We start from the raw sequence: 21640 nt of genomic DNA, 5'->3' as shown, positions 1-21640 counted from the left end.
AAGGAGGGGCAGGAGTCGAAACTCCTGCCCCTCCTTCGTGATACGGATATATGTCAGGAAGCGCGCACGGATGCCTGGGCACCTTCACCGAACCGGCGCAGGACCTCGACGACGGTCGGTGAGACCTCGATGAGGCCGCGCGACTCCAGCCACGGCAGCGTTCCGTCGACGAGATGCTCGACGGTGAACGGCGCGGCGAGCGGGATCAGCGTGACGCCGTCGGCGACCTGCACGGCGTAGATGTCGGCGATCAGCCCGGCGAGACCGTGGGGCGTTCCGACGTAGGACAGCGTGGCGGCCTCCCCGCGAGTGGATTCCGGACGGGTACGCCGAGTGCGCGCGGTGCGGGCATCGGACGCGAGGATGACCTCGACGTCGACGAGCACCGTGACCGAATCGGGATCGCGGCCCTCCTCGGCGGCCTCCGCACGGATGCGGTCGCGCAGTTTCCCGGCCTCACGCAGGTCGGCGGCACGCACCCGCACGACGTTGGATACATCGGCGCTGAGGTCGAGCGGCGGGTCGCCGGCACGTCCCAGGGTCAGGTCGGCCCAGTAGTCGGGCCCGGAGTGACCGGTGAGTTCGACGGCGACACGCAACGGCCGGATCGCGGCGGACTCGACGACGGCCGGGTCTGCGGTGGCCGGATCTGCGGATACAGGGGTGACGGTGGATGCGACGGACATGGGATGCCTCTCGGTACGGGCCGCGGAGCGGCACGGAGGGATCGGCCTGTGAGCCGGAAGACTGTGAGGGAGAAGACCTTCAGTCCGGACAGATTCCCGATGCCGTACGGCAGAGGTCGACATGGCGACGGCACCAGCGTGCCGCGGCGATCGTCCTCGTCCGTTCCATGCGAATTACCCTACTGATCCTATGGGGAATTGTCGACCGCTAGACGCACGGAGATGCGTCGCCGTCGGTCGCTCCGAGACCGGGGCGCGTCTCCGGCGAGGGGTTCCACACACCGTCGGTCTTCGCGTGCACCCACGTCGGTCCGTTCTCGACCAGCGACCGGAGCGCTCCGAGGAGCCGCTCGACGTCGTCGGACGAGCTGCCGAGTCCGAGCGACGCCCGGACGGCTCCGCCGGCGCGACCGACCCGTGCGAGCAGCGGGTGGGCGCAGAAACGTCCGTCACGGACGCCGATGCCGTGCTCGGCGGACAGATAGGAGGCGACGTGGCCGGGCTCGTAGCCGTCGACCGTGAAGGTGACGATCCCCACGCTGTCGGCCGAATCGTTCCACAGCCGAAGCACTTCCACACCGTCGATGGTCTGCAGACCGTCGACGAGCTGGGCGCACAGGGCCTCCTCGTGACGGGTCACCGCGTCGGAGTCGAAACCGGCGAGCGCATCGCACGCGGCGGCAAGAGCAGCGACACCGAGCACGTTGGGGGTGCCGGCCTCGTGACGCGCAGGGGCGCAGGCCCATTCGGTGTGATCGAGGCGCACCTCGCGCACCGCGCCGCCACCGGCGAGATACGGCTCGGCGGCGTCGAGCCAGTCGCGGCGGCCGACGAGCGCTCCCGCACCGAACGGCGCGTACAGCTTGTGGCCGGAGAAGGCGAGGTAGTCCACGCCGAGCTCGGCGAGATCGACACGGCGGTGGGGCACGAGCTGCGCACCGTCGACGAGGATCCGGGCACCGGAAGCGTGTGCGAGCTCGGCGAGTTCGGCGATCGGCAGGACCTCACCGGTGACGTTGGAAGCACCGGTGACGGCGAGCAGGGCCGCGGGGGCGCGCTGGAGTTCGACCGCGAGGCGCCACACCGTCTCCGACACAGTGTCTGCGGCCTCGACGATGCGAGAGTTCTTCCAGGGCAGCAGATTCGCGTGGTGCTCGATGTCGAGCACCACGACATCGCCGGGCACCGCGCTCGCGAGCAGGTTCAGCGAATCGGTGGTGTTGCGCGTGAAGACGACGACCTGGTCGTCGGCCGCGCCGACGAAGCGCGACACGGAGGTGCGGGCGTCCTCGTAGGCGGTGGTGCTGATCCGCGAGGCGTAGCCGGCGCCGCGGTGCACGCTCGCGTAGAAGGGCAGCAGCTCGGTGATGCGGTCGGTGACGGCGGACAGCGCCGGTGCGCTCGCCGCGTAGTCGAAGTTCGCGTAGGTGCAGGTACCACCCTGGACGAGCGGAACCTGCACGTCACAGCCGGAAACGGTGGCGAACGGAGCGACGCAGGTGGCGGTGGCTACAGCAGTCATGACAAATCCCTCGTGTACTCGGGGACCCGCCGGTGACGCCTACGACGGAGAATTCTCGTCGCCGACGGAGTCCGCGCTTGCCGTGTCCGGTAGTGGATTCACGGCCCGGTCGTCACCCGGAGCACCCCACCGCGGTTGGAGGGTTGCCGACCAGCTAGCCGGGGCTTGACGCTGGTACTCATGACCTGGCGAAGAGAATGGCAGGACGACCGTGCCGTGTCAACCCCGCACCGCCCCGTGTCGCCCGGCTCCGCACGAGGACGACACGCGTTCTGCGCGCCGAACGTTCACCTGTCGTCCACCCGGACGTGAGATAACCGGAAGATCCATCGAGCAGAAGGACCCGCGGAGTTGCCAGCCATATCCTCGACCCCCGTCGGCCGGTCCCCCATCCCGGACGAGTTCCTCCGCGCGTCGCACGCCCCACCCGCCCGCACCCTCGTCGACCTGCTGCGGAGCACCGCCGAAGCACATCCCGACGCCCCCGCGATCGACGACGGCTCGACGGTCCTCGAATACGCCGAACTGGTCGAGGCGGTGATCGCCGGTGCGTACGCGCTGAACGACGCCGGCGTCGGGGCCGGCGACCGGGTCGGGGTGCGCATGACCTCCGGGCGCAGCGACCTGTATGTGACGATTCTCTCCATTCTCGCCGCAGGCGCCGCGTACGTCCCCGTCGACGCCGACGATCCCGACGAGCGGGCCGAACTCGTGTTCTCGGAAGCGCAGGTCACCGCCATCGTCACCGACGAGGGCATCGGACCGGGCACGGCACCGCCGTCGGGCACCCCGGCCGTGCGGGGCCCGAACGTCGACGACGACGCGTGGATCATCTTCACCTCCGGTTCGACCGGAACACCGAAGGGTGTCGCCGTCACCCACCGCAACGCGGCGGCCTTCGTCGACGCGGAAGCGCGGATGTTCTGCCAGGGGGCGCCGCTCGGCCCCGGCGACCGCGTCCTGGCCGGACTGTCCGTGGCGTTCGACGCCTCGTGCGAGGAGATGTGGCTCGCGTGGCGGCACGGCGCCTGCCTGGTTCCGGCGCCCCGCGCGCTCGTCCGCTCCGGCATGGACCTCGGGCCGTGGCTCGTCTCCCGCAACATCAACGTCGTCTCCACGGTGCCCACCCTCGCGGCGATGTGGCCGGCCGAAGCCCTCGAAGCGGTGCGTCTGCTCATCTTCGGCGGCGAGGCCTGCCCACCCGATCTCGTCGAACGTCTCGCCGTTCCGGGACGCGAGGTGTGGAACACCTACGGCCCCACCGAGGCGACGGTCGTGGCCTGCGCGTCGCTGATGGACGGCACCGGACCGGTCCGCATCGGCCTGCCCCTCGACGGATGGGATCTCGCCGTCGTGGACGCCGACGGCAACCCCGTCGAGGAGGGCGCGTCCGGTGAACTCGTCATCGGCGGTGTCGGTCTCGCTCGCTACCTCGATTCGGCGAAGGACGCCGAGAAGTACGCTCCCATGCCCACTCTGGGCTGGGACCGCGCCTACCGCAGCGGTGATCTCGTGACGCTCGACCGCGCCGGCCTGCTGTTCCAGGGGCGCGCCGACGACCAGGTCAAGATCGGTGGCCGCCGCATCGAGCTCGGCGAGGTCGACAACGCACTGCAGAACCTGCCCGGCGTGGCAGGCGGTGCGTGCGCGGTCCGCAGGACGGCCGCGGGGCATTCGATCCTCGTGGGATACATCGCCTCCACCGATCCGGACTTCGACATCGCCTCGGCCCACGACCTGCTGTCCGAACAGCTCCCCGCCGCGCTCGTCCCGCGCCTCGCGCTCGTCGACGAACTCCCCACCCGCACGTCCGGCAAGGTCGACCGCAACGCTCTGCCGTGGCCGCTGCCGGGCGCCGATGCCGACTCGGTGGAAGCACTCGGTCTCGATCCCACCGCCGAATGGGTCGCCGAACTGTGGACCGACATCCTCGGCGCCCGGATCGAGGGCGTCGACGACGACTTCTTCGAACTCGGCGGTGGTTCCCTCGCGGCGGCGCAACTCGTCACGGCGCTGCGGAGCCGGTATCCGGAGATGACGGTCGCGGAACTGTACGACCACCCGAGGCTCGGATCGCTCGCCGTCTATCTCGACGAACTCGCGCCGACGGAAGCGGCGACCCCGCGCGAGGTGACCCCGGTGCCGCGACTCGCGCAGCTCGGTCAGATCGCGGTGACCGCCGTCGTCACCACCCTCACCGGACTGCAGTGGGTGACCTGGCTGGCGATCCTGAACAACCTCGTCGCGCTCGTCGTGGACGTGCCGTGGACCGTCACCCTGTCGTGGTGGTGGGTCACGCTCGGTGTCCTGCTGTTCCTCACGCCCGTCGGGCGCATGGCGATCTCCGTCGCGGGTTCACGTCTGCTGCTGCGCGGCATGAAGCCCGGAAGCTACCCCCGCGGTGGGAGCGTCCACCTCCGGCTGTGGACGGCCCTGCGACTGTCCGAGGCCGTGGGCGCCGTGAACATCTCGAGCGCTCCCTGGATGCGGCAGTACGCGCGGGCGCTGGGAGCGAAGGTGGGCCGCGACGTCGACCTGCACAGTCTTCCGCCCGTCACCGGTCTCCTCGAACTCGGCGACGGGTGTGCCGTCGAGCCGGAGGTGGACCTCGGCGGCTACTGGGTGGACGGCGACGTCGTCCACATCGGAAGCATCCGGATCGGTGCCGGCGCCACGGTGGGCGCCCGATCGTTCCTGGCCCCCGGCGCACGGATCGGCAAGAACGCCGAAGTGGAGGCCGGATCCGCGGTGTTCGGCCGCGTGAAGGCCGGGCAGAACTGGTCCGGCTCCCCCGCCCGCAAGGCCGGCAAGGCCGACCGGCCGTGGCCCGCCGCGACACCGCCGCGGGGCAGCAGGTGGGTGCCGGTCTACGCCCTGTCGTCGATCCTGCTCGGCGGCCTGCCCGTCGTCTCGATCGCCGCCGGGGTCGCGCTTCTCGTGTGGTGGGTGCACGACACCCCCACCGTCTCCGATGCCGTGGTGCACTCGCTGGCGATGCTGCCCGTCGCGGCGCTGCTGACGATGTTCGTCTTCGCACTGCTCACCCTGACGGCGGTGCGGTTGCTCGCCGTCGGGATGACGGAGGGCTGGCATCCCGTGCGCAGCCGCGTGGGCTGGCAGGTGTGGTTCACCGAGCGCCTCATGGACTCCTCGCGCACCTTCCTGTTCCCGCTCTACGCGTCGATGCTCACCCCGATCTGGCTCCGGTTGCTCGGCGCCGACATCGGCAAGGACGTCGAGGCGTCGACCGTGCTGATGGTTCCCAAGTTCACGAAGGTCGCCGACGGAGCGTTCCTCGCCGACGACACGATGGTCGCCTCCTACGAACTCGGCGGCGGGTGGCTGTACATCTCGCATGCGAAGGTCGGCAAGCGTGCCTTCCTCGGCAACTCGGGCATGGCGGCGCCGGGTCGGCGGGTCCCGAAGCACGGACTCGTCGCGGTGCTCTCCGCCGCCCCGGAGAAGGCGAAGTCCGGTTCGTCGTGGCTGGGCAGTCCCCCGGTGCGCCTGCGGCGCGCGAGCGGCGACAGCGACGCGAGTCGCACCTTCGAACCGCCGCTGAAACTGAAGATCGCACGGGGCGCGGTCGAGACCTTCCGGCTCGTGCCCATGGTCGTCACCTACGGCATCGGGCTCGGTGTGCTCTTCGCCCTCAACACCCTCGCCGCGCACCTGGGTTATCTCGCCGCTGCGCTGCTGGGCGGTCTCGTGCTCATGGTGGCCGGAGCCGTGGCGTGCCTCGTGACCGTGATCGCGAAATGGCTCGTCGTCGGTCGGATCGGCCGCGTCGAGCATCCGCTGTGGAGTTCGTTCGTGTGGCGCAACGAGGTCTCCGACACCTTCGTCGAAACCGTGGCGGCACCGTGGTTCGCCCGGGCCGCGGCGGGCACCGCCGTGATGAACCTGTGGCTGCGCGCGCTGGGGTCGCGGATCGGCCGCGGTGTGTGGTGCGAGAGCTACTGGTTGCCCGAGGCCGACCTGGTGTCGCTGGGCGACGGTGCGACCGTCGAACGCGGTTGCGTTGTACAGACCCACCTGTTCCATGATCGGATCATGTCCATGGACACCGTGACCCTCGGCGCCGGCGCCACGCTCGGCCCCCAATGCGTCGCGTTGCCCGCCTCGGGCATCGGCGACGGTGCCACCGTCGGCCCCGCCTCACTGGTGATGCGCGGCGACGTCGTCCCGCCGTCCACTCGCTGGCAGGGCAATCCGATCACGCCGTGGACCACACCGAACGACTGGTCGCCGCGGTGAAGCCCATCAAGGCCGCCAAGCCCGTCGCGCCGGTCGCCGCCGACCGCCCGCTCGACCCCTATCTGCCCGAGAGCGGGAACCGCGGCTACCGGGTCTCCCGCTACGAACTCGAACTCACCTACAAGGTCGTGTCCAACCGGCTCGACGGCCGAGCGAAGATCATCGCCACGACGACGGACGTGCGCGCCAAGTACTCACTCGATCTCGCGCAGTCGATGCGGGTCGCGAAGGTGACCGTCAACGGGCGACGTCCCGCCAAGTTCGCGCATCGCGGTGGCAAGCTCACCGTCACCCCCGCCGAGAAACTCCCCGCCGGGGCGGTCCTCGTCTTCGGTGTGCAGTACTCGGGCACGCCCACCCCGCTGCGCACGATGTGGGGTGAGGTCGGCTGGGAGGAACTCGACGAGGGGTCGCTCGTCGCGAGCCAGCCCAACGGCGCACCCACCTGGTTCCCCTGCGACGACCATCCCGGTTCGAAGGCCACCTACCGTATCGCCGTCACCACCGACGCTCCGTTCGTCGCGATCGCGAACGGCACGCTCGTGCACAAGACCACGAAGGCGAGCCGCACCACCCGGGTGTACGAGCAACCCGAACCGATGGCGACCTATCTCGCCACGGTCCAGACCGGCCACTACGAGATACGCACCCTCGCAACGGAACCCGTACCGCAATACGGCATCCACCCGCCTCGCCTGCGCGCGGAGTTCGATCGGGACTTCGCTCGCCAGACCGAGATGCTCGAGTTGTTCACGCGCCTGTTCGGCCCGTATCCGTTCGCGCACTACACCGCTCTGGTGACCGACGACGACCTCGAGATCCCCCTCGAGGCGCAGGGATTGTCGATCTTCGGCGCGAACTTCTGTGACGGCACCGGCCGCGAGGAACGGCTCGTCGCACACGAATTGGCGCACCAGTGGTTCGGCAACAGCCTCACGTTGAACCGCTGGTGCGACATCTGGCTCCACGAAGGATTCGCGTGCTACGCGGAATGGTTGTGGTCGGAGAACTCGGGTGGCAGGTCGGCGCACGCGCACGCACTCGACGCCCACCGGGGACTGGCCCGCAAGCCGCAGGACATCCTGCTCGAGGATCCGGGCCCGAAGGACATGTTCGACGACCGAATCTACAAGCGCGGGGCACTGACCCTGCACGCCCTGCGCACGCAACTCGGCGACGAGCCGTTCTTCACCCTCCTGCGGACGTGGACCGCGGAACACCGGCACGGCAACGTGACGACGGCACAGTTCAAGGATCTCGCCGCGCGTTTCTCGGACGTCTCGCTCCGGCCGCTGTGGGAGGCGTGGTTGAGCACACGAGAGCTCCCTCCGGCACCGACAGCCTGACGCGACGCCGGTTCAGGGCAGATCCACCTGCGACGCGAGCCACCGGCCGTCGACGAGTTCCATCGTCATGACCACACGGCTGCGGTCGAGTCGCGGTTCGGGGACGAGGGTGTTCGTGACGCTCTGGTCGACGAACAACAGGACCTCGACCTTCGTCGTCGTCGCGTACCTCATGCCCGACTCCACCACGACACCCTCCGAACGTGCCTGGTTGTCGATCAGCACCTGTTCGAGTTGTGCGCTCGACTCGGCGTACATCTGGGATGGGCACCGGTCGCGGGGGATGGGAATCCGGAGGGGGATCCGAGCATCGGGTCCCCCTCCGGATGTCGTCTAGGTCCGACGACGTAGAGACGTATCCAGTGCGCTCATCAACTCTCCGACCCGACTTCTCGACGTGGGCGCGAGCGGATATCTGGAGAGGACGTCGACCACCACGGAAGTCGCGCGTCGCCGGGCGTCGTCGAGCGCGTCCTCCGCGGCTCCCGGGTCGCCGTCAGCGCGGAGTTCGGCGATGCGAGCGGCACTCGCTGCAGCACGCAGGATGTGCCCGACCTGAGTGGCCTTCGCGATGGGGTGCAGATAGGCAGCCGCCGCGGCATCACCGGCGCACCGTGCGGCAAGGGACGCCGCCTCGGTCGGTGCGTCCTTTGCAGCCCGGTGGGCATCCAGAGCGGTGACGCGCTGGAGTCTCGTTCGTCGCGCACCGTCGACGAATTCCCGAGCCGCGTCGAGTGCTGCACGTGGACGACGGTCGTCGGGCACAGATTCTTCGAAGACGGGGAGCACGGCCTGGGCGCTCTCCGTCACGTATCGGGCGACCGCCCGCAATTCGTCCATGGTGAGTTCGAAATCACCGAACACACTTGTCGCCGGCTCGATCCGTCCCACAACTCCGAGCATAGGTCGGACGGATGTCCGCATACGAGAAAAGGGGACCCGCGAAAGCGGGTCCCCTCCTCAAAGCCGAAGACCCCCAACAATGTTGGGGGTCTTCGGTAACGGGTGTTCGGCGGTGTCCTACTCTCCCACACCCTGTCGAGTGCAGTACCATCGGCGCAGACAGGCTTAGCTTCCGGGTTCGGAATGGGACCGGGCGTTTCCCTGTCGCTATGGCCGCCGTAACTCTATGAAACTTCACGCATCGGATTCGGTTCTCCCCCAAGGGGATTCCCGATATCTGATGTGTGTGTTGTTTCAGATACCGCACAGTGGACGCGTAACATCTTCGTGGTAAGTCCTCGGCCTATTAGTACCGGTCACCTCCACCCATTGCTGGGCTTCCAGTTCCGGCCTATCAACCCGGTGGTCTGCCGGGGGCCTTACCCCCTCGAGGGGGTGAGAAACCTCATCTTGGAACAGGCTTCCCGCTTAGATGCTTTCAGCGGTTATCCCTTCCGAACGTAGCCAACCAGCCATGCCCCTGGCGGGACAACTGGCACACCAGAGGTTCGTCCGTCCCGGTCCTCTCGTACTAGGGACAGCCTTCCTCAAGTTTCTAACGCGCGCGGCGGATAGAGACCGAACTGTCTCACGACGTTCTAAACCCAGCTCGCGTGCCGCTTTAATGGGCGAACAGCCCAACCCTTGGGACCTACTCCAGCCCCAGGATGCGACGAGCCGACATCGAGGTGCCAAACCATCCCGTCGATATGGACTCTTGGGGAAGATCAGCCTGTTATCCCCGGGGTACCTTTTATCCGTTGAGCGACACCGCTTCCACATGCCGGTGCCGGATCACTAGTCCCGACTTTCGTCCCTGCTCGACCTGTCAGTCTCACAGTCAAGCTCCCTTGTGCACTTGCACTCGACACCTGATTGCCAACCAGGCTGAGGGAACCTTTGGGCGCCTCCGTTACATTTTGGGAGGCAACCGCCCCAGTTAAACTACCCACCAGGCACTGTCCCTGAACCAGATCATGGTCCGAGGTTAGAGGTCCAATACGATCAGAGTGGTATTTCAACAACGACTCCACAACCACTGGCGTGGCCGCTTCACAGTCTCCCACCTATCCTACACAAACCGAACCGAACACCAATACCAAGCTATAGTGAAGGTCCCGGGGTCTTTTCGTCCTGCCGCGCGTAACGAGCATCTTTACTCGTAATGCAATTTCGCCGAGTCTGTGGTCGAGACAGCAGAGAAGTCGTTACGCCATTCGTGCAGGTCGGAACTTACCCGACAAGGAATTTCGCTACCTTAGGATGGTTATAGTTACCACCGCCGTTTACTGGGGCTTAAATTCTCAGCTTCGCCACCGAAATGGCTAACCGGTCCTCTTAACCTTCCAGCACCGGGCAGGCGTCAGTCCGTATACATCGTCTTACGACTTCGCACGGACCTGTGTTTTTAGTAAACAGTCGCTTCTCTCTGGTCTCTGCGACCACCCCCAGCTCGGACCGCAAGGGCCGTCACCGGGCGTGGTCCCCCTTCTCCCGAAGTTACGGGGGCATTTTGCCGAGTTCCTTAACCACAGTTCTCTCGATCGCCTCGGTATTCTCTACCTGACCACCTGTGTCGGTTTGGGGTACGGGCCGTGTACCAACTCACTAGAGGCTTTTCTCGGCAGCATAGGATCACTGAATTCCCCTCAACGGGTACGCATCACCTCTCAGGCTGTATGAATGGCGGATTTGCCTACCATTCGCCCTACCGGCTTACACCAGGTATTCCATCACCTGGCCCAGCTACCTTCCTGCGTCACCCCATCGCTTGACTACTACAATCGGGGTCCCGTGCAGCCAGCCAGTCGACTCCCGAAGGAGACGACCGACCTTTTGGACGGTTAGCACAACTGATTCGCCATTGGGCGCGGATACACGGGTACGGGAATATCAACCCGTTGTCCATCGACTACGCCTGTCGGCCTCGCCTTAGGTCCCGACTCACCCTGGGCGGATTAACCTGGCCCAGGAACCCTTGGTCATCCGGCGGACGAGTTTCTCACTCGTCTTTCGCTACTCATGCCTGCATTCTCACTCGCGCAGCCTCCACACCTGGATCACTCCGGCGCTTCCACGGCTGCACGACGCTCCCCTACCCATCCACACACCTGGCTCCCTCCCCGTGGGAAGAAAGCGGGCTTGTGTGAATGCCGCGGCTTCGGCGGTGTACTTGAGCCCCGCTACATTGTCGGCGCAGAACCACTTGACCAGTGAGCTATTACGCACTCTTTCAAGGGTGGCTGCTTCTAAGCCAACCTCCTGGTTGTCTCAGCGATCCCACATCCTTTTCCACTTAGTACACGCTTAGGGGCCTTAGCCGGCGATCTGGGCTGTTTCCCTCTCGACTACGAAGCTTATCCCCCGCAGTCTCACTGCCGCGCTCTCACTCACCGGCATTCGGAGTTTGGCTGATTTCGGTAAGCTTGTGGGCCCCCTAGACCATCCAGTAGCTCTACCTCCGGTGAGAAACACGCGACGCTGCACCTAAATGCATTTCGGGGAGAACCAGCTATCACGGAGTTTGATTGGCCTTTCACCCCTACCCACAACTCATCCCCTCAGTTTTCAACCTAAGTGGGTTCGGGCCTCCACGACGTCTTACCATCGCTTCACCCTGGCCATGGGTAGATCACTCCGCTTCGGGTCTAGAACATGCCACTAGATGCGCCCTATTCGGACTCGCTTTCGCTACGACTACCCCACACGGGTTAACCTCGCGACATGCCACTAACTCGCAGGCTCATTCTTCAAAAGGCACGCCATCACCCACCACGAACTGAATCGTGCATCGGCTCTGACGGATTGTAAGCGCACGGTTTCAGGTACTATTTCACTCCCCTCCCGGGGTACTTTTCACCTTTCCCTCACGGTACTAGTCCGCTATCGGTCACCAGGGAGTATTCAGGCTTATCGGGTGGTCCCGACAGATTCACACCGGATTTCACGGGCCCGGTGCTACTCGGGTACTTCTCACGAGAGCCGGCAAGTTTTCGTCTACGGGATTCTCACCCTCTACGACAGGCCGTTCCAGACCACTTCGACTAACCAACCGGTTTCTTACTCTCGCCCGTCATGACAGTGACGGGAAGAAAAGCCCCACAACCCCACGGATGCAACGCCTGCCAGCTATCACACACCCATGGTTTAGCCTCATCCGCTTTCGCTCGCCACTACTCACGGAATCACTGTTGTTTTCTCTTCCTGTGGGTACTGAGATGTTTCACTTCCCCACGTTCCCTCCACACACCCTATATATTCAGATGCGGGTAACACGACATCACTCGTGCTGGGTTTCCCCATTCGGAAATCCTCGGATCACAGCTCGGTTGACAGCTCCCCGAGGCATATCGCAGCCTCCCACGTCCTTCATCGGCTCCTGGTGCCAAGGCATCCACCGTACGCTCATAAACACTTACAACAAAGATGCTCGCGTCCACTGTGCAGTTCTCAAACAACACACAACACCGAATACTCACCCCATGGACACCACGGAACTTTCTTCGACATCGTCGCTGATCAAACACTCGCGTGTTCTCTCAGGACCCAACAGTGCACCGATATAACTTTCCTCCTGCCGGCACTCGGGCCCGCAGTAGTGAAGAAAATGCTTGTCAGCGTTCCACCCATGAGCACCACCGGATTACCTGTGAATCCGTAATGGCTCTGCCGATCAGAGCACAACCTGTGTTGTGTCTGTATCGGAAGTTGCTCCTTAGAAAGGAGGTGATCCAGCCGCACCTTCCGGTACGGCTACCTTGTTACGACTTCGTCCCAATCGCCGATCCCACCTTCGACGGCTCCCTCCCACGAGGGGTTAGGCCACCGGCTTCGGGTGTTACCGACTTTCATGACGTGACGGGCGGTGTGTACAAGGCCCGGGAACGTATTCACCGCAGCGTTGCTGATCTGCGATTACTAGCGACTCCGACTTCACGGGGTCGAGTTGCAGACCCCGATCCGAACTGAGACCGGCTTTAAGGGATTCGCTCCACCTCACGGTATCGCAGCCCTCTGTACCGACCATTGTAGCATGTGTGAAGCCCTGGACATAAGGGGCATGATGACTTGACGTCGTCCCCACCTTCCTCCGAGTTGACCCCGGCAGTCTCCTGCGAGTCCCCACCATCACGTGCTGGCAACACAGGACAAGGGTTGCGCTCGTTGCGGGACTTAACCCAACATCTCACGACACGAGCTGACGACAGCCATGCACCACCTGTCTACCGGCCACAAGGGAAACCACATCTCTGCAGTCGTCCGGTACATGTCAAACCCAGGTAAGGTTCTTCGCGTTGCATCGAATTAATCCACATGCTCCGCCGCTTGTGCGGGCCCCCGTCAATTCCTTTGAGTTTTAGCCTTGCGGCCGTACTCCCCAGGCGGGGCGCTTAATGCGTTGGCTACGGCACGGATCCCGTGGAAGGAAACCCACACCTAGCGCCCACCGTTTACGGCGTGGACTACCAGGGTATCTAATCCTGTTCGCTACCCACGCTTTCGCTCCTCAGCGTCAGTTACTGCCCAGAGACCCGCCTTCGCCACCGGTGTTCCTCCTGATATCTGCGCATTTCACCGCTACACCAGGAATTCCAGTCTCCCCTGCAGTACTCGAGTCTGCCCGTATCGCCTGCAAGCCCGCAGTTGAGCTGCGGGATTTCACAGACGACGCGACAAACCGCCTACGAGCTCTTTACGCCCAGTAATTCCGGACAACGCTCGCACCCTACGTATTACCGCGGCTGCTGGCACGTAGTTGGCCGGTGCTTCTTCTGCAGGTACCGTCACTTGCGCTTCGTCCCTGCTGAAAGAGGTTTACAACCCGAAGGCCGTCATCCCTCACGCGGCGTCGCTGCATCAGGCTTGCGCCCATTGTGCAATATTCCCCACTGCTGCCTCCCGTAGGAGTCTGGGCCGTGTCTCAGTCCCAGTGTGGCCGGTCGCCCTCTCAGGCCGGCTACCCGTCGTCGCCTTGGTAGGCCATTACCCCACCAACAAGCTGATAGGCCGCGGGCTCATCCTGCACCGAAAAACTTTCCACCCCAGGACATGCATCCCGAGGTCATATCCGGTATTAGACCCAGTTTCCCAGGCTTATCCCAGAGTGCAGGGCAGATCACCCACGTGTTACTCACCCGTTCGCCACTAATCCACCCAGCAAGCTGGGCTTCATCGTTCGACTTGCATGTGTTAAGCACGCCGCCAGCGTTCGTCCTGAGCCAGGATCAAACTCTCCGTTGAAGACTCACAATCACCCCGAAGGGGTAATCAGTCAAAGACATCGAGTCAAATCACTAGCATAAAAACTCAAACTAGCTAAACACTGGATCACCGCAGACGGAAGAATGCGATGTCCAGCAACAACCACCCACAAAAAGTGAAGTGGTCGCACCAAATATTATTTGGCACTGACATTCATCGGCACACTGTTGAGTTCTCAAAGAACACGCACACACCATCGATCCCGAACCTTCCGGTTCGTTCACTCCGGGGTGACTGTTCATCCGAGGGCCTTCCGGCTCTCGGGCACGGCTCCAAACCTTACCAGAAGGTTTCGAACCAGTGAAATCTGCAGGCGCCTTCGTCCAACCTCGTTGTCCCGTTCCTCTCGGCCCGGGTCGGTGTCCGTGTCGCTCTGACCTGGAATAAGTTACGCGAACATCTCCCAGAACACCAAATCGCCAGGTCAGAGTGGGTTTATCGGCTCATGCAGCGTCGTTGTGAGGGTGTTCAGGGGACCCAGTACTTGGCAGCGAGATGCTGGACGATCGGATCGTCCTCCTCGGCCTGCTCCAGCATCGCGAGATCGCTGCGGAGATCCATGAGGCGAGGGTCGTCCCCTTCCGCGTCGCCGATCGGCCGGCCCCCGTCCTCGGCGCGCTGCCGCAGGATCTTCTCCCGAACCCGGTCCTTCAACGACTCAGCCATGAGAGAAGCATGCTGCGCGGTGACCGGGTTGTCGAGGATTTCGACGCCGTGTCCGAGACCGCCGTCGTGCGCGTCGATAGTCGCGGTCGCTTCGCGTCAACGGTCCTTGTCCCGGAAGACCCGGACGGCCATGGGCAGAACCACGGCGAGAGCGCCGATGATCAGGACCAAGGAGAACAGTTCCATCAACATGTCTCCATCATCCGCGCGAATCGCACAGCGCGCAGAAACGTCGAAGGCCCCTCACCGGGGTGAGGGGCCTTCGTGGAGCTGCCTGTCGGAATCGAACCGACGACCTTTTCATTACGAGTGAAATGCTCTACCGACTGAGCTAAGGCAGCGAGCCTTTCGGCGTCCGAAGTCTAGCGGACTACCCCCACCCCGACGCAAACCGGCACTTCGGCTACCGGAACGCCGAGCTCAACCGGGCTGCGAGCGCCGCGAGGGCGAAGCGGGGTTTGACGTTCTGGGCGAGCGCCTCCCGGCAGTCGAGGATGGCCTCGATGCATTCGAGCAGCGACTCCGGCCGGGTCCTCGATGCGAGGTCGGCCGCACGATCCGACATGTCCGGATGGTTGAGCGTGACCTGCGATCCGAAGGCGTGCACCAGTGCATCCCGGTACAGACCGGCGAGATCGATCAGGGCTCGGTCCATGATGTCGCGCTCGGTTCGCGTCTTCCGCGACTTCTGGGTGCGTTCGAGTTCCTTGAGGACCCCGGCCGAACCGCGAAGCGCACCCGCGGCACCCTTGCCGGTACCGCCGGCACCGAGAGCGGTCTTCAGCTCCTCGGTCTCACGCTCATCGCGCTCCGCACTGATCTCCTTAGCCTCGGTCTCGGCGCTGCGGCCGAGGTCATCGGCTGCGGAGTAGGTGGTGGCGGGGCGCAGGACCGCGCCGGCGACAGCGAGCGCACGTGCCCGGTTGTCGCGGGCGCCCTCGTCGGTGGCCAACCGTCGGGCCCGGCCGACGTGGCCTGCGCTGACGGATGCGGCCCACTGCGCCGTCTTCGGATCGATGCCGTCGGTGGCCTCCAGGACGCGCGCGATTGCATCGGCGCTGGGAGTGACCAACCCGATGTGACGGCAGCGCGAGCGCAGCGTCACCGAGATGTCCTCGGGATCGACCGACGGCGCGCACAGGAGGAAGACCGTTCGCTGCGGCGGTTCCTCGACCACCTTCAGCAACGCGTTCGCGGCGCCTTCGGTGAGACGGTCGGCGTCCTCGATCACCACGACCTGCCATCGGCCCGTGCTGGGACGCCGCGACGCGACCTGCACGATGTCGCGCATCGACTTGACGCTGATCGTCAGCCCCTCGGGCACGACCCGCCGTACGTCGCCGTGGGTGCCGGCCATCGTGGTGGTGCAGGCGTGGCATCGCCCGCAGCCGGGAGTCTCCTCGTCGGTGCACTGCAGGGCGGCGGCGAAACACAGCGCCGCGACCGAGCGACCGGACCCGGGAGGACCGGTGAACAGCCACGAGTGCGTCATCGCCGATCCGGTGTCGCCCCGACGGGCAGCTACTGCGGCCGCGACGAGTTCGGTCTCGACATCACGTTGACCGACGAGACGATCGAAGACCCCGGGCATGCGCTCAGCCTAACGACCGGGTCCGACGGGTCCGGATCACGTGTCCGAAACGTTCAAGACGGCCACACGTGCTCGGTCCTACCGTCGGGCCATGACCATTCATTTCTCCGCTGTGGGGCTCGTCGTCGCCGATCTCGATCGGTCCTTCGCGTGCTATCGAGTGCTCGGCCTCGACCTGCCCACCGACGCACCCGAGGTACCGCACTTCGAGGTCACTCTCCCCGGTGGTCTGCGCCTGATGTGGGACACCGTCGAGTCCGTCCGCAGCTTCGATCCGGAGTTCGAGCCGTCGTCCGGAGGCGGGACGGCGCTCGCCTTCGACTGTGGCTCCCCCGACGCGGTCGACGAGACACTTGCGGCGTTGATCGAGGCCGGGTGCACGTCGACGAAGGCACCCTGGGACGCATTCTGGGGACAGCGCTACGCGAGCGCGATGGATCCGGACGGCCACAGCCTCGACCTGTTCGCCGCGCTCCCGGGATGACTCCGGACGAGCTCACCGAGGGTGACACCCGACAGCGCACGAACGTCCCGGGCCAGATGCGCCTGGTCGCTGTACCCGCAGTCGGCCGCGACACGGGCGAAGTCGTCGCCGGCCCGGGCACGCGCGACCGCCCGACGGAAGCGCAGTACCCGCGACAACGTCTTCGGTCCGTATCCGTAGGCCCGGACCGAGCGACGCCGCAGTGTCCTGTCGCTCCAGCCGAGGATCGCGGCGACTTCCGTGACGGCCGCGCCGGAGGCCAGCGCCCGCGCGAGGTCGGCCATCGGATCGTGTTCGTCGACCGCGCCTCGGACGGCGTCGACCAGCGCAGCGACGGGATCGTCCTCGGCTCGAACCGCGAGGAGACGCACACGACGTGACGGCCACAGATCGTCGAGCGGAACCCGTCGATCGGTCAGCTCGCTCGCGTCGACGCCGAAGAACCGCGGCCCCAGGCCGGGTTCGAACCGGACGGCCGTCAGCGGTCGATCCGCCGCCAGGTCGGAGAACTGGGACGTCGTGTCCGGGCCGGCGACGAGGAAGCCGTCGGCGTGCCGGATGAGGTCCATGCATCCGTCCGGCAGCACGTGGGTTCCGCCCACGCGGGCACCGGAGCTCGGACCGCCACAGTGTGACGCCGGGGATCCCCGACGGCAGTTCGCGGTACACACCGTGAGGTTATCCGCGTACGCCGACGGGAACCGTCAGTCCGTCGTCTTCTTCGCGGCGGTCTTCTTCGTCGTCTTCTTCGCCGCCGTCTTCTTGGCGGTGGTCTTCTTGGCGGCCGTCTTCTTCGCTGCCGTCTTCTTCGCGGTCTTCTTGGCCGGACCACGCGCCCGACGGTCGGCGAGCAGTTCGGACGCCCGCTCGTCGGTGATGGACTCGACCTCGTCGCCCTTGCGCAGGCTCGCGTTCGTCTCACCGTCGGTGACGTACGGACCGAACCGGCCGTCCTTGATCACCATCTGCTTGCCGCTGACCGGGTCGGTGCCCAGCTCGCGCAGCGGCGGCGTGGCGGCGGCCTGCCGGCCGCGGCGCTTCGGCTCGGCGTAGATCTTCAGCGCTTCCTCGAGGGTGACGGTGAAGATCTGTTCCTCGTTCGCGAGCGACCGCGAGTCGGTGCCCTTCTTCAGGTACGGACCATAGCGGCCGTTCTGAGCGGTGATCTCGTCGCCGGACTCCGGATCGACACCCACCACGCGCGGCAGCGACAGCAGTTTCAGGGCGTCGTCCAGGGTGACCGTGGACAGGTCCATCGTCTTGAACAGCGAACCCGTGCGCGGCTTCGGGCCGGTCTTCTTCGCGGCCTTCTTGGCGGGAGCCTTCTTCGCCGTCTTCTTGGCGACGGCCTTCTTGGTGGCGGTCTTCGTGCCGCCGTCTCCCTCCGAGCCGAGTTCCTCGACGGGGATGGGCGTGACGTCCGGCTCCGGTTCGGGCTCGGGTGTCGGATCGGGGATCAGCTCGGTCACGTAGGGACCGAAGCGACCCTCCCGCGCGACGATCTCGTAGCCGGTCGACGGATCGACACCGAGGACACGTCCCTCCTGCGGCGTCGAGAAGAGCTTCTCGGCGTACTCGAGGGTGAGCTCGTCCGGCGGCAGGTCATCGGGCAGGTTCGCGCGCTGCGAGGTCGGCTCGGCGTCGGGGTTGTCGGGGTCGGTGACCATCCGTTCGAGGTACGGACCGAAGCGGCCCACGCGCACGTGGATCTCGCGACCCTCGGAGTCGTCGAACAGGCGGATGGAGTTGATCTCGCGGGCGTCGATGTCCTCGAGGTTCTCCCCCACCAGCTTCTTCAGACCACCCTTGCGGGCGACCGACTCCTCGTGACCGTCGTCGCTGCCGAAGTAGAACCGCGTCAGCCAGTCGGTGCGCTGCCGGTGACCCGAGGCGATCTCGTCGAGATCGTCCTCCATCCCGGCCGTGAAGTCGTAGTCGACGAGCTGGGCGAAGTGCGCCTCGAGCAGGCCGATGACGGCGAACGCCACCCACGACGGGACGAGCGCACTGCCGCGCTTGTAGACGTAGCCGCGGTCGAGGATGGTCTTGATGATCGACGCGTAGGTCGAGGGGCGACCGATCCCGAGCTCTTCGAGCGTCTTGATCAGGCTCGCCTCGGTGTACCGGGCGGGCGGGTTGGTGGAGTGACCGTCCGGATCGAGCTTCGTCGCGGTGACCGACGCGCCCTCGGACAGGTTCGGCAGGCGCGACTCCGCGTCGTCCGACTGACCGCCGGCCTCCTCGTCGACGCTCTCGACGTACGCCTTGAGGAAGCCCGGGAACGTGATGGTGCGGCCCGACGACGAGAAGGTGCACTCCTCGCCGGTGCCCGCGGTGCCGGTGATGCGCAGCGTCAGCGTCGTGCCCCGCGCGTCGGCCATCTGGGAGGCGACGGTGCGCTGCCAGATGAGCTCGTAGAGCTTGAACTCGTCGCCGTCGAGGCGCGCGTGCAGCTCACCCGGGGTCGCGAAGACGTCGCCGGCGGGACGGATCGCCTCGTGTGCTTCCTGCGCGTTCTTGACCTTGCGGGTGTACTGGCGCGGCGTCGGATGGACGAACTCGGCGCCGTACAGCTGAGTGGCCTGTGCGCGGGCCGCCGCGATCGCCGACTCGGACAGCGTCGTCGAGTCGGTACGCATGTAGGTGATGTAGCCGTTCTCGTACAGACGCTGCGCGGTGCGCATCGTGCGCTCGGACGAGAACCGCAGCTTGCGGCCCGCCTCCTGCTGCAGCGTCGACGTCATGAACGGCGCGTAGGGCTTGCGGGTGTACGGCTTGCTCTCGGCCGACGACACCGTCAGCGCGACACCGGCGAGTGCCTCTGCGAGGCGGCGGGCACGGTCCTCGTCGAGGACGACGACACCGTTCGACTTCAGGTTCCCGTCGGGCCCGAAGTCGCGGCCCGAGGCGACGCGGGAACCGTCGACGTTGACCAGGCGGGCACCGAACGAACGGGGGCTCGCGTCGGCACCGGCGTCCATCGTGGCCGCGATGTCCCAGTACTCGGCGGACTTGAACGCCATGCGCTCGCGTTCGCGCTGCACGATCACGCGGGTCGCCACCGACTGCACACGACCCGCCGACAGACGGGGCATGACCTTCTTCCACAGCACGGGGCTGACCTCGTAGCCGTAGAGACGGTCGAGGATGCGGCGGGTCTCCTGCGCATCGACCAGGTCGTTGTCGAGGTCGCGGGTGTTCTCGGCGGCCGCGCGGATGGCGGGCTCGGTGATCTCGTGGAAGACCATGCGCCGGACCGGCACCTTGGGCTTCAGGGTCTCGAGCAGGTGCCAGGCGATGGCCTCGCCCTCGCGGTCGGGGTCGGTGGCGAGGTAGAGCTCGTCGGCGTCCTTGAGCAGGCTCTTCAGCTCCGAGACCTTGGTCTTCTTGTCGGCGCTGACGACGTAGAGCGGTTCGAAGTCGTGATCGACGTCGACACCGAGGCGCGCCCACGACTCGCCCTTGTACTTGGCGGGGACGTCCGCGGCGCCGCGCGGCAGGTCGCGGATGTGACCGACCGATGCCTCGACGACGTAGTCGCGGCCGAGGTAGGGGGCGATCTTCCTCGCCTTGGTCGGGGACTCGACGATCACGAGCCGACGCGTGCCCGACGAACCGCCCGCAGTGCTCTTCTCCCGTGCTGCCACCGTGCCGCCCGCACCTTCCCTCATTGCCGACATGTCGCCTTGTTCGAAGACATGTATACCGACCCGTTCCCCAGACGCGGCCACACACAGGGTCGCACATCCTCGGGGAACGGCTCTTCACAAGTGATGATCACCCGGTTCCACATGCGGCCAGATCCGGCGTGCCGCGTCGGCGTCCGGAGGTGCACCGATGTTCTCGACGAGCCTCGTCAGACGCCTCCGGCCGGAGATCCTCAACCCCGGCCCACCGGTGCCGTGCGTACCGATCAGGGTCGGTGCGATGCCGGCGCGCATGAGCGCCTGCGCCAGGGTCGCATGGGTGTCGGGAGCCGTCGGGTCCAGACCGAGAACATACTGTGCTCCCTCGACCTCCATGCGACCGGACGCGAGGAACCACGCCCGCTGGGCCCGCGAGGACGGGACCCAGCCGGTCGGAACCATCTTGCCGTCGTCGCTGCTCCACTGGGTCGCGAGCGGGACGAGAGCGGCGTCGGCGGACGTGCTGACGGTGAACAGCTCGCCGTCGGCGACGATCTCCGCCCCGATTCCCGTGTCGGTCACGAGCTGCGCGATCGCGCGGGCGCGCCACTCGGCGTCGACCTCCACGGTCAGCACCGCGCCGTCGTCGGTGAGCCGCGCACGTCCGTGTGCCGCGAGCAGGCCGCTCAGGTCGGCCAGGGCCGGCGGCATCGTGTCGGCCCCGAAGAAGGACAGTTGACTCACGGGTCCTCCTCTCCCGGCTCCGTGAGCGCGACGGGGCGGCGAGGTCGCACGACCGGTTCGCGCACACGTCCCGGAAAATGCATCGTCCCCCATCACCTGAGGCGACGGGGGACGATCGGGCGAGGTGGTTGACCTTGCCCGGTTGCTCGCTCGAGCGGGTGGATCAGAGTGCGCGCACGCCGGTGGCCTGCGGGCCCTTGGTGCCCTGACCGACCTCGAACTCGACTCGCTGGTTCTCCTCGAGGGTGCGGAAGCCGGAACCCTGGATCTCGGAGTAGTGAACGAACACGTCGGCGGAGCCGTCCTCAGGAGCGATGAAGCCGAAGCCCTTCTCCGCGTTGAACCACTTCACAGTGCCCTGTGCCATGCTTTTCCTTCTCTTTCTAACACCGGATTCGACGAACCGCCGGGTACGCGATCCGCCAGGTCCCGGTTCCGACCGCTGTACTTCTCGAGTCCCCCGTTGGAAGAGCTAAAGCACCGCGCTCGCAACCATCGATCCTGCGAGCGTGCA

At 65.8% G+C, this 21640-nt stretch carries 13 protein-coding genes, 1 tRNA gene, 3 rRNA genes and 1 riboswitch; of the genes, 3 read left to right on the top strand and 14 right to left on the bottom strand.

All coding sequences use genetic code 11. The annotated features are described in order from the left end of the window. Positions 1-53: 53 nt before the first annotated feature. Both AC0LPE_RS02140 and AC0LPE_RS02135 read right to left on the bottom strand, forming a co-directional pair. Positions 54-686 carry a hypothetical protein gene (locus AC0LPE_RS02140; protein ID WP_490605512.1) on the bottom strand — a complete coding sequence of 211 codons (633 nt, stop codon included), beginning with the start codon at positions 684-686 and terminating at the stop codon, positions 54-56. A 208-nt stretch (positions 687-894) separates the two neighbouring features. Then, complete coding sequence (locus AC0LPE_RS02135; protein ID WP_088899071.1) at positions 895-2208, bottom strand: aminotransferase class V-fold PLP-dependent enzyme; 1314 nt, start codon at positions 2206-2208, stop codon at positions 895-897. Between the two features lie 68 nt (positions 2209-2276). Beyond that, a riboswitch (SAM riboswitch) is annotated at positions 2277-2394 on the bottom strand. Positions 2395-2559: 165 nt separating this feature from the next. On the opposite strand from AC0LPE_RS02135, the gene AC0LPE_RS02130 reads away from it, so the two are divergent. Continuing rightward, on the top strand, positions 2560-6465 hold the full coding sequence (locus tag AC0LPE_RS02130; protein WP_145692868.1) for a Pls/PosA family non-ribosomal peptide synthetase: 3906 nt from the start codon (positions 2560-2562) through the stop codon (positions 6463-6465). Continuing rightward, on the top strand, positions 6432-7811 hold the full coding sequence (locus AC0LPE_RS02125) for a M1 family metallopeptidase (RefSeq protein ID WP_423659219.1): 1380 nt from the start codon (positions 6432-6434) through the stop codon (positions 7809-7811). The genes AC0LPE_RS02130 and AC0LPE_RS02125 overlap by 34 nt, the downstream gene beginning before the upstream one ends. Before the next feature lie 12 nt (positions 7812-7823). Here AC0LPE_RS02125 and AC0LPE_RS02120 read toward each other — a convergent pair whose 3' ends face one another. The 8 genes from AC0LPE_RS02120 to AC0LPE_RS02085 all read right to left on the bottom strand — a co-directional run bounded on the left by AC0LPE_RS02120 (position 7824) and on the right by AC0LPE_RS02085 (position 16272). After that, positions 7824-8069, bottom strand: a complete 246-nt coding sequence (locus AC0LPE_RS02120; protein ID WP_088899779.1) for a hypothetical protein — start codon at positions 8067-8069, stop codon at positions 7824-7826. Between the two features lie 75 nt (positions 8070-8144). Further along, positions 8145-8714 (bottom strand): putative immunity protein, encoded by a 570-nt coding sequence (locus AC0LPE_RS02115; protein WP_051033076.1) that lies wholly within the window; start codon positions 8712-8714, stop codon positions 8145-8147. A 104-nt stretch (positions 8715-8818) separates the two neighbouring features. After that, positions 8819-8935, bottom strand: a 5S ribosomal RNA gene (rrf, locus tag AC0LPE_RS02110). A gap of 105 nt (positions 8936-9040) precedes the next feature. Further along, a 23S ribosomal RNA gene (locus AC0LPE_RS02105) occupies positions 9041-12174 on the bottom strand. A gap of 298 nt (positions 12175-12472) precedes the next feature. Beyond that, positions 12473-13994, bottom strand: a 16S ribosomal RNA gene (locus tag AC0LPE_RS02100). The 16S, 23S and 5S rRNA genes sit together here, the layout of an rRNA operon. Before the next feature lie 489 nt (positions 13995-14483). Then, the gene (locus AC0LPE_RS02095) at positions 14484-14681 is read right to left on the bottom strand and encodes a hypothetical protein (protein ID WP_016693258.1); all 198 of its coding nucleotides are present in this window, start codon (positions 14679-14681) and stop codon (positions 14484-14486) included. A 265-nt stretch (positions 14682-14946) separates the two neighbouring features. After that, positions 14947-15022, bottom strand: a tRNA-Thr gene (locus AC0LPE_RS02090). Positions 15023-15084: 62 nt separating this feature from the next. Next, positions 15085-16272, bottom strand: coding sequence for a DNA polymerase III subunit delta' (locus AC0LPE_RS02085; RefSeq protein WP_016693256.1), 1188 nt, complete (start codon positions 16270-16272; stop codon positions 15085-15087). A gap of 91 nt (positions 16273-16363) precedes the next feature. Here AC0LPE_RS02085 and AC0LPE_RS02080 point away from each other — a divergent pair, with 91 nt between their 5' ends. Then, a complete protein-coding gene (locus AC0LPE_RS02080; RefSeq protein WP_026061367.1) occupies positions 16364-16756 on the top strand; it encodes a VOC family protein in 393 nt (130 codons plus the stop codon). Here AC0LPE_RS02080 and AC0LPE_RS02075 read toward each other — a convergent pair. The 4 genes from AC0LPE_RS02075 to AC0LPE_RS02060 all read right to left on the bottom strand — a co-directional run bounded on the left by AC0LPE_RS02075 (position 16693) and on the right by AC0LPE_RS02060 (position 21493). Beyond that, entirely contained in the window at positions 16693-17358 is a 666-nt protein-coding gene (locus tag AC0LPE_RS02075) for a helix-turn-helix domain-containing protein (RefSeq protein WP_490605511.1), read from the bottom strand. The two genes, AC0LPE_RS02080 and AC0LPE_RS02075, sit on opposite strands and share 64 nt — an antisense overlap. 102 nt (positions 17359-17460) lie before the next feature. After that, positions 17461-20427, bottom strand: coding sequence for a type I DNA topoisomerase (topA, locus tag AC0LPE_RS02070; RefSeq protein WP_423661183.1), 2967 nt, complete (start codon positions 20425-20427; stop codon positions 17461-17463). A 93-nt stretch (positions 20428-20520) separates the two neighbouring features. Next, complete coding sequence (locus tag AC0LPE_RS02065; protein ID WP_088898782.1) at positions 20521-21126, bottom strand: hypothetical protein; 606 nt, start codon at positions 21124-21126, stop codon at positions 20521-20523. A 163-nt stretch (positions 21127-21289) separates the two neighbouring features. Next, the gene (locus AC0LPE_RS02060; protein WP_003935252.1) at positions 21290-21493 is read right to left on the bottom strand and encodes a cold-shock protein; all 204 of its coding nucleotides are present in this window, start codon (positions 21491-21493) and stop codon (positions 21290-21292) included. Positions 21494-21640: the final 147 nt, after the last annotated feature.

The organism is Rhodococcus sp. S3 (assembly GCF_058211795.1).
Note: the sequence above shows the minus strand (reverse complement) of the source record. Positions and strands in the feature narration are given on the sequence as shown.

Bases quoted from the DNA above. Each gene is read 5' to 3' on its own strand.
- AC0LPE_RS02140 (WP_490605512.1), bottom strand. From the start codon at position 686: ATGTCCGTCGCATCCACCGTCACCCCTGTATCCGCAGATCCGGCCACC.
- AC0LPE_RS02135 (WP_088899071.1), bottom strand. From the start codon at position 2,208: ATGACTGCTGTAGCCACCGCCACCTGCGTCGCTCCGTTCGCCACCGTT.
- AC0LPE_RS02120 (WP_088899779.1), bottom strand. From the start codon at position 8,069: ATGTACGCCGAGTCGAGCGCACAACTCGAACAGGTGCTGATCGACAAC.
- AC0LPE_RS02115 (WP_051033076.1), bottom strand. From the start codon at position 8,714: ATGCTCGGAGTTGTGGGACGGATCGAGCCGGCGACAAGTGTGTTCGGT.
- AC0LPE_RS02095 (WP_016693258.1), bottom strand. From the start codon at position 14,681: ATGGCTGAGTCGTTGAAGGACCGGGTTCGGGAGAAGATCCTGCGGCAG.
- AC0LPE_RS02085 (WP_016693256.1), bottom strand. From the start codon at position 16,272: ATGCCCGGGGTCTTCGATCGTCTCGTCGGTCAACGTGATGTCGAGACC.
- AC0LPE_RS02080 (WP_026061367.1), top strand. From the start codon at position 16,364: ATGACCATTCATTTCTCCGCTGTGGGGCTCGTCGTCGCCGATCTCGAT.
- topA (WP_423661183.1), bottom strand. From the start codon at position 20,427: ATGAGGGAAGGTGCGGGCGGCACGGTGGCAGCACGGGAGAAGAGCACT.
- AC0LPE_RS02060 (WP_003935252.1), bottom strand. From the start codon at position 21,493: ATGGCACAGGGCACTGTGAAGTGGTTCAACGCGGAGAAGGGCTTCGGC.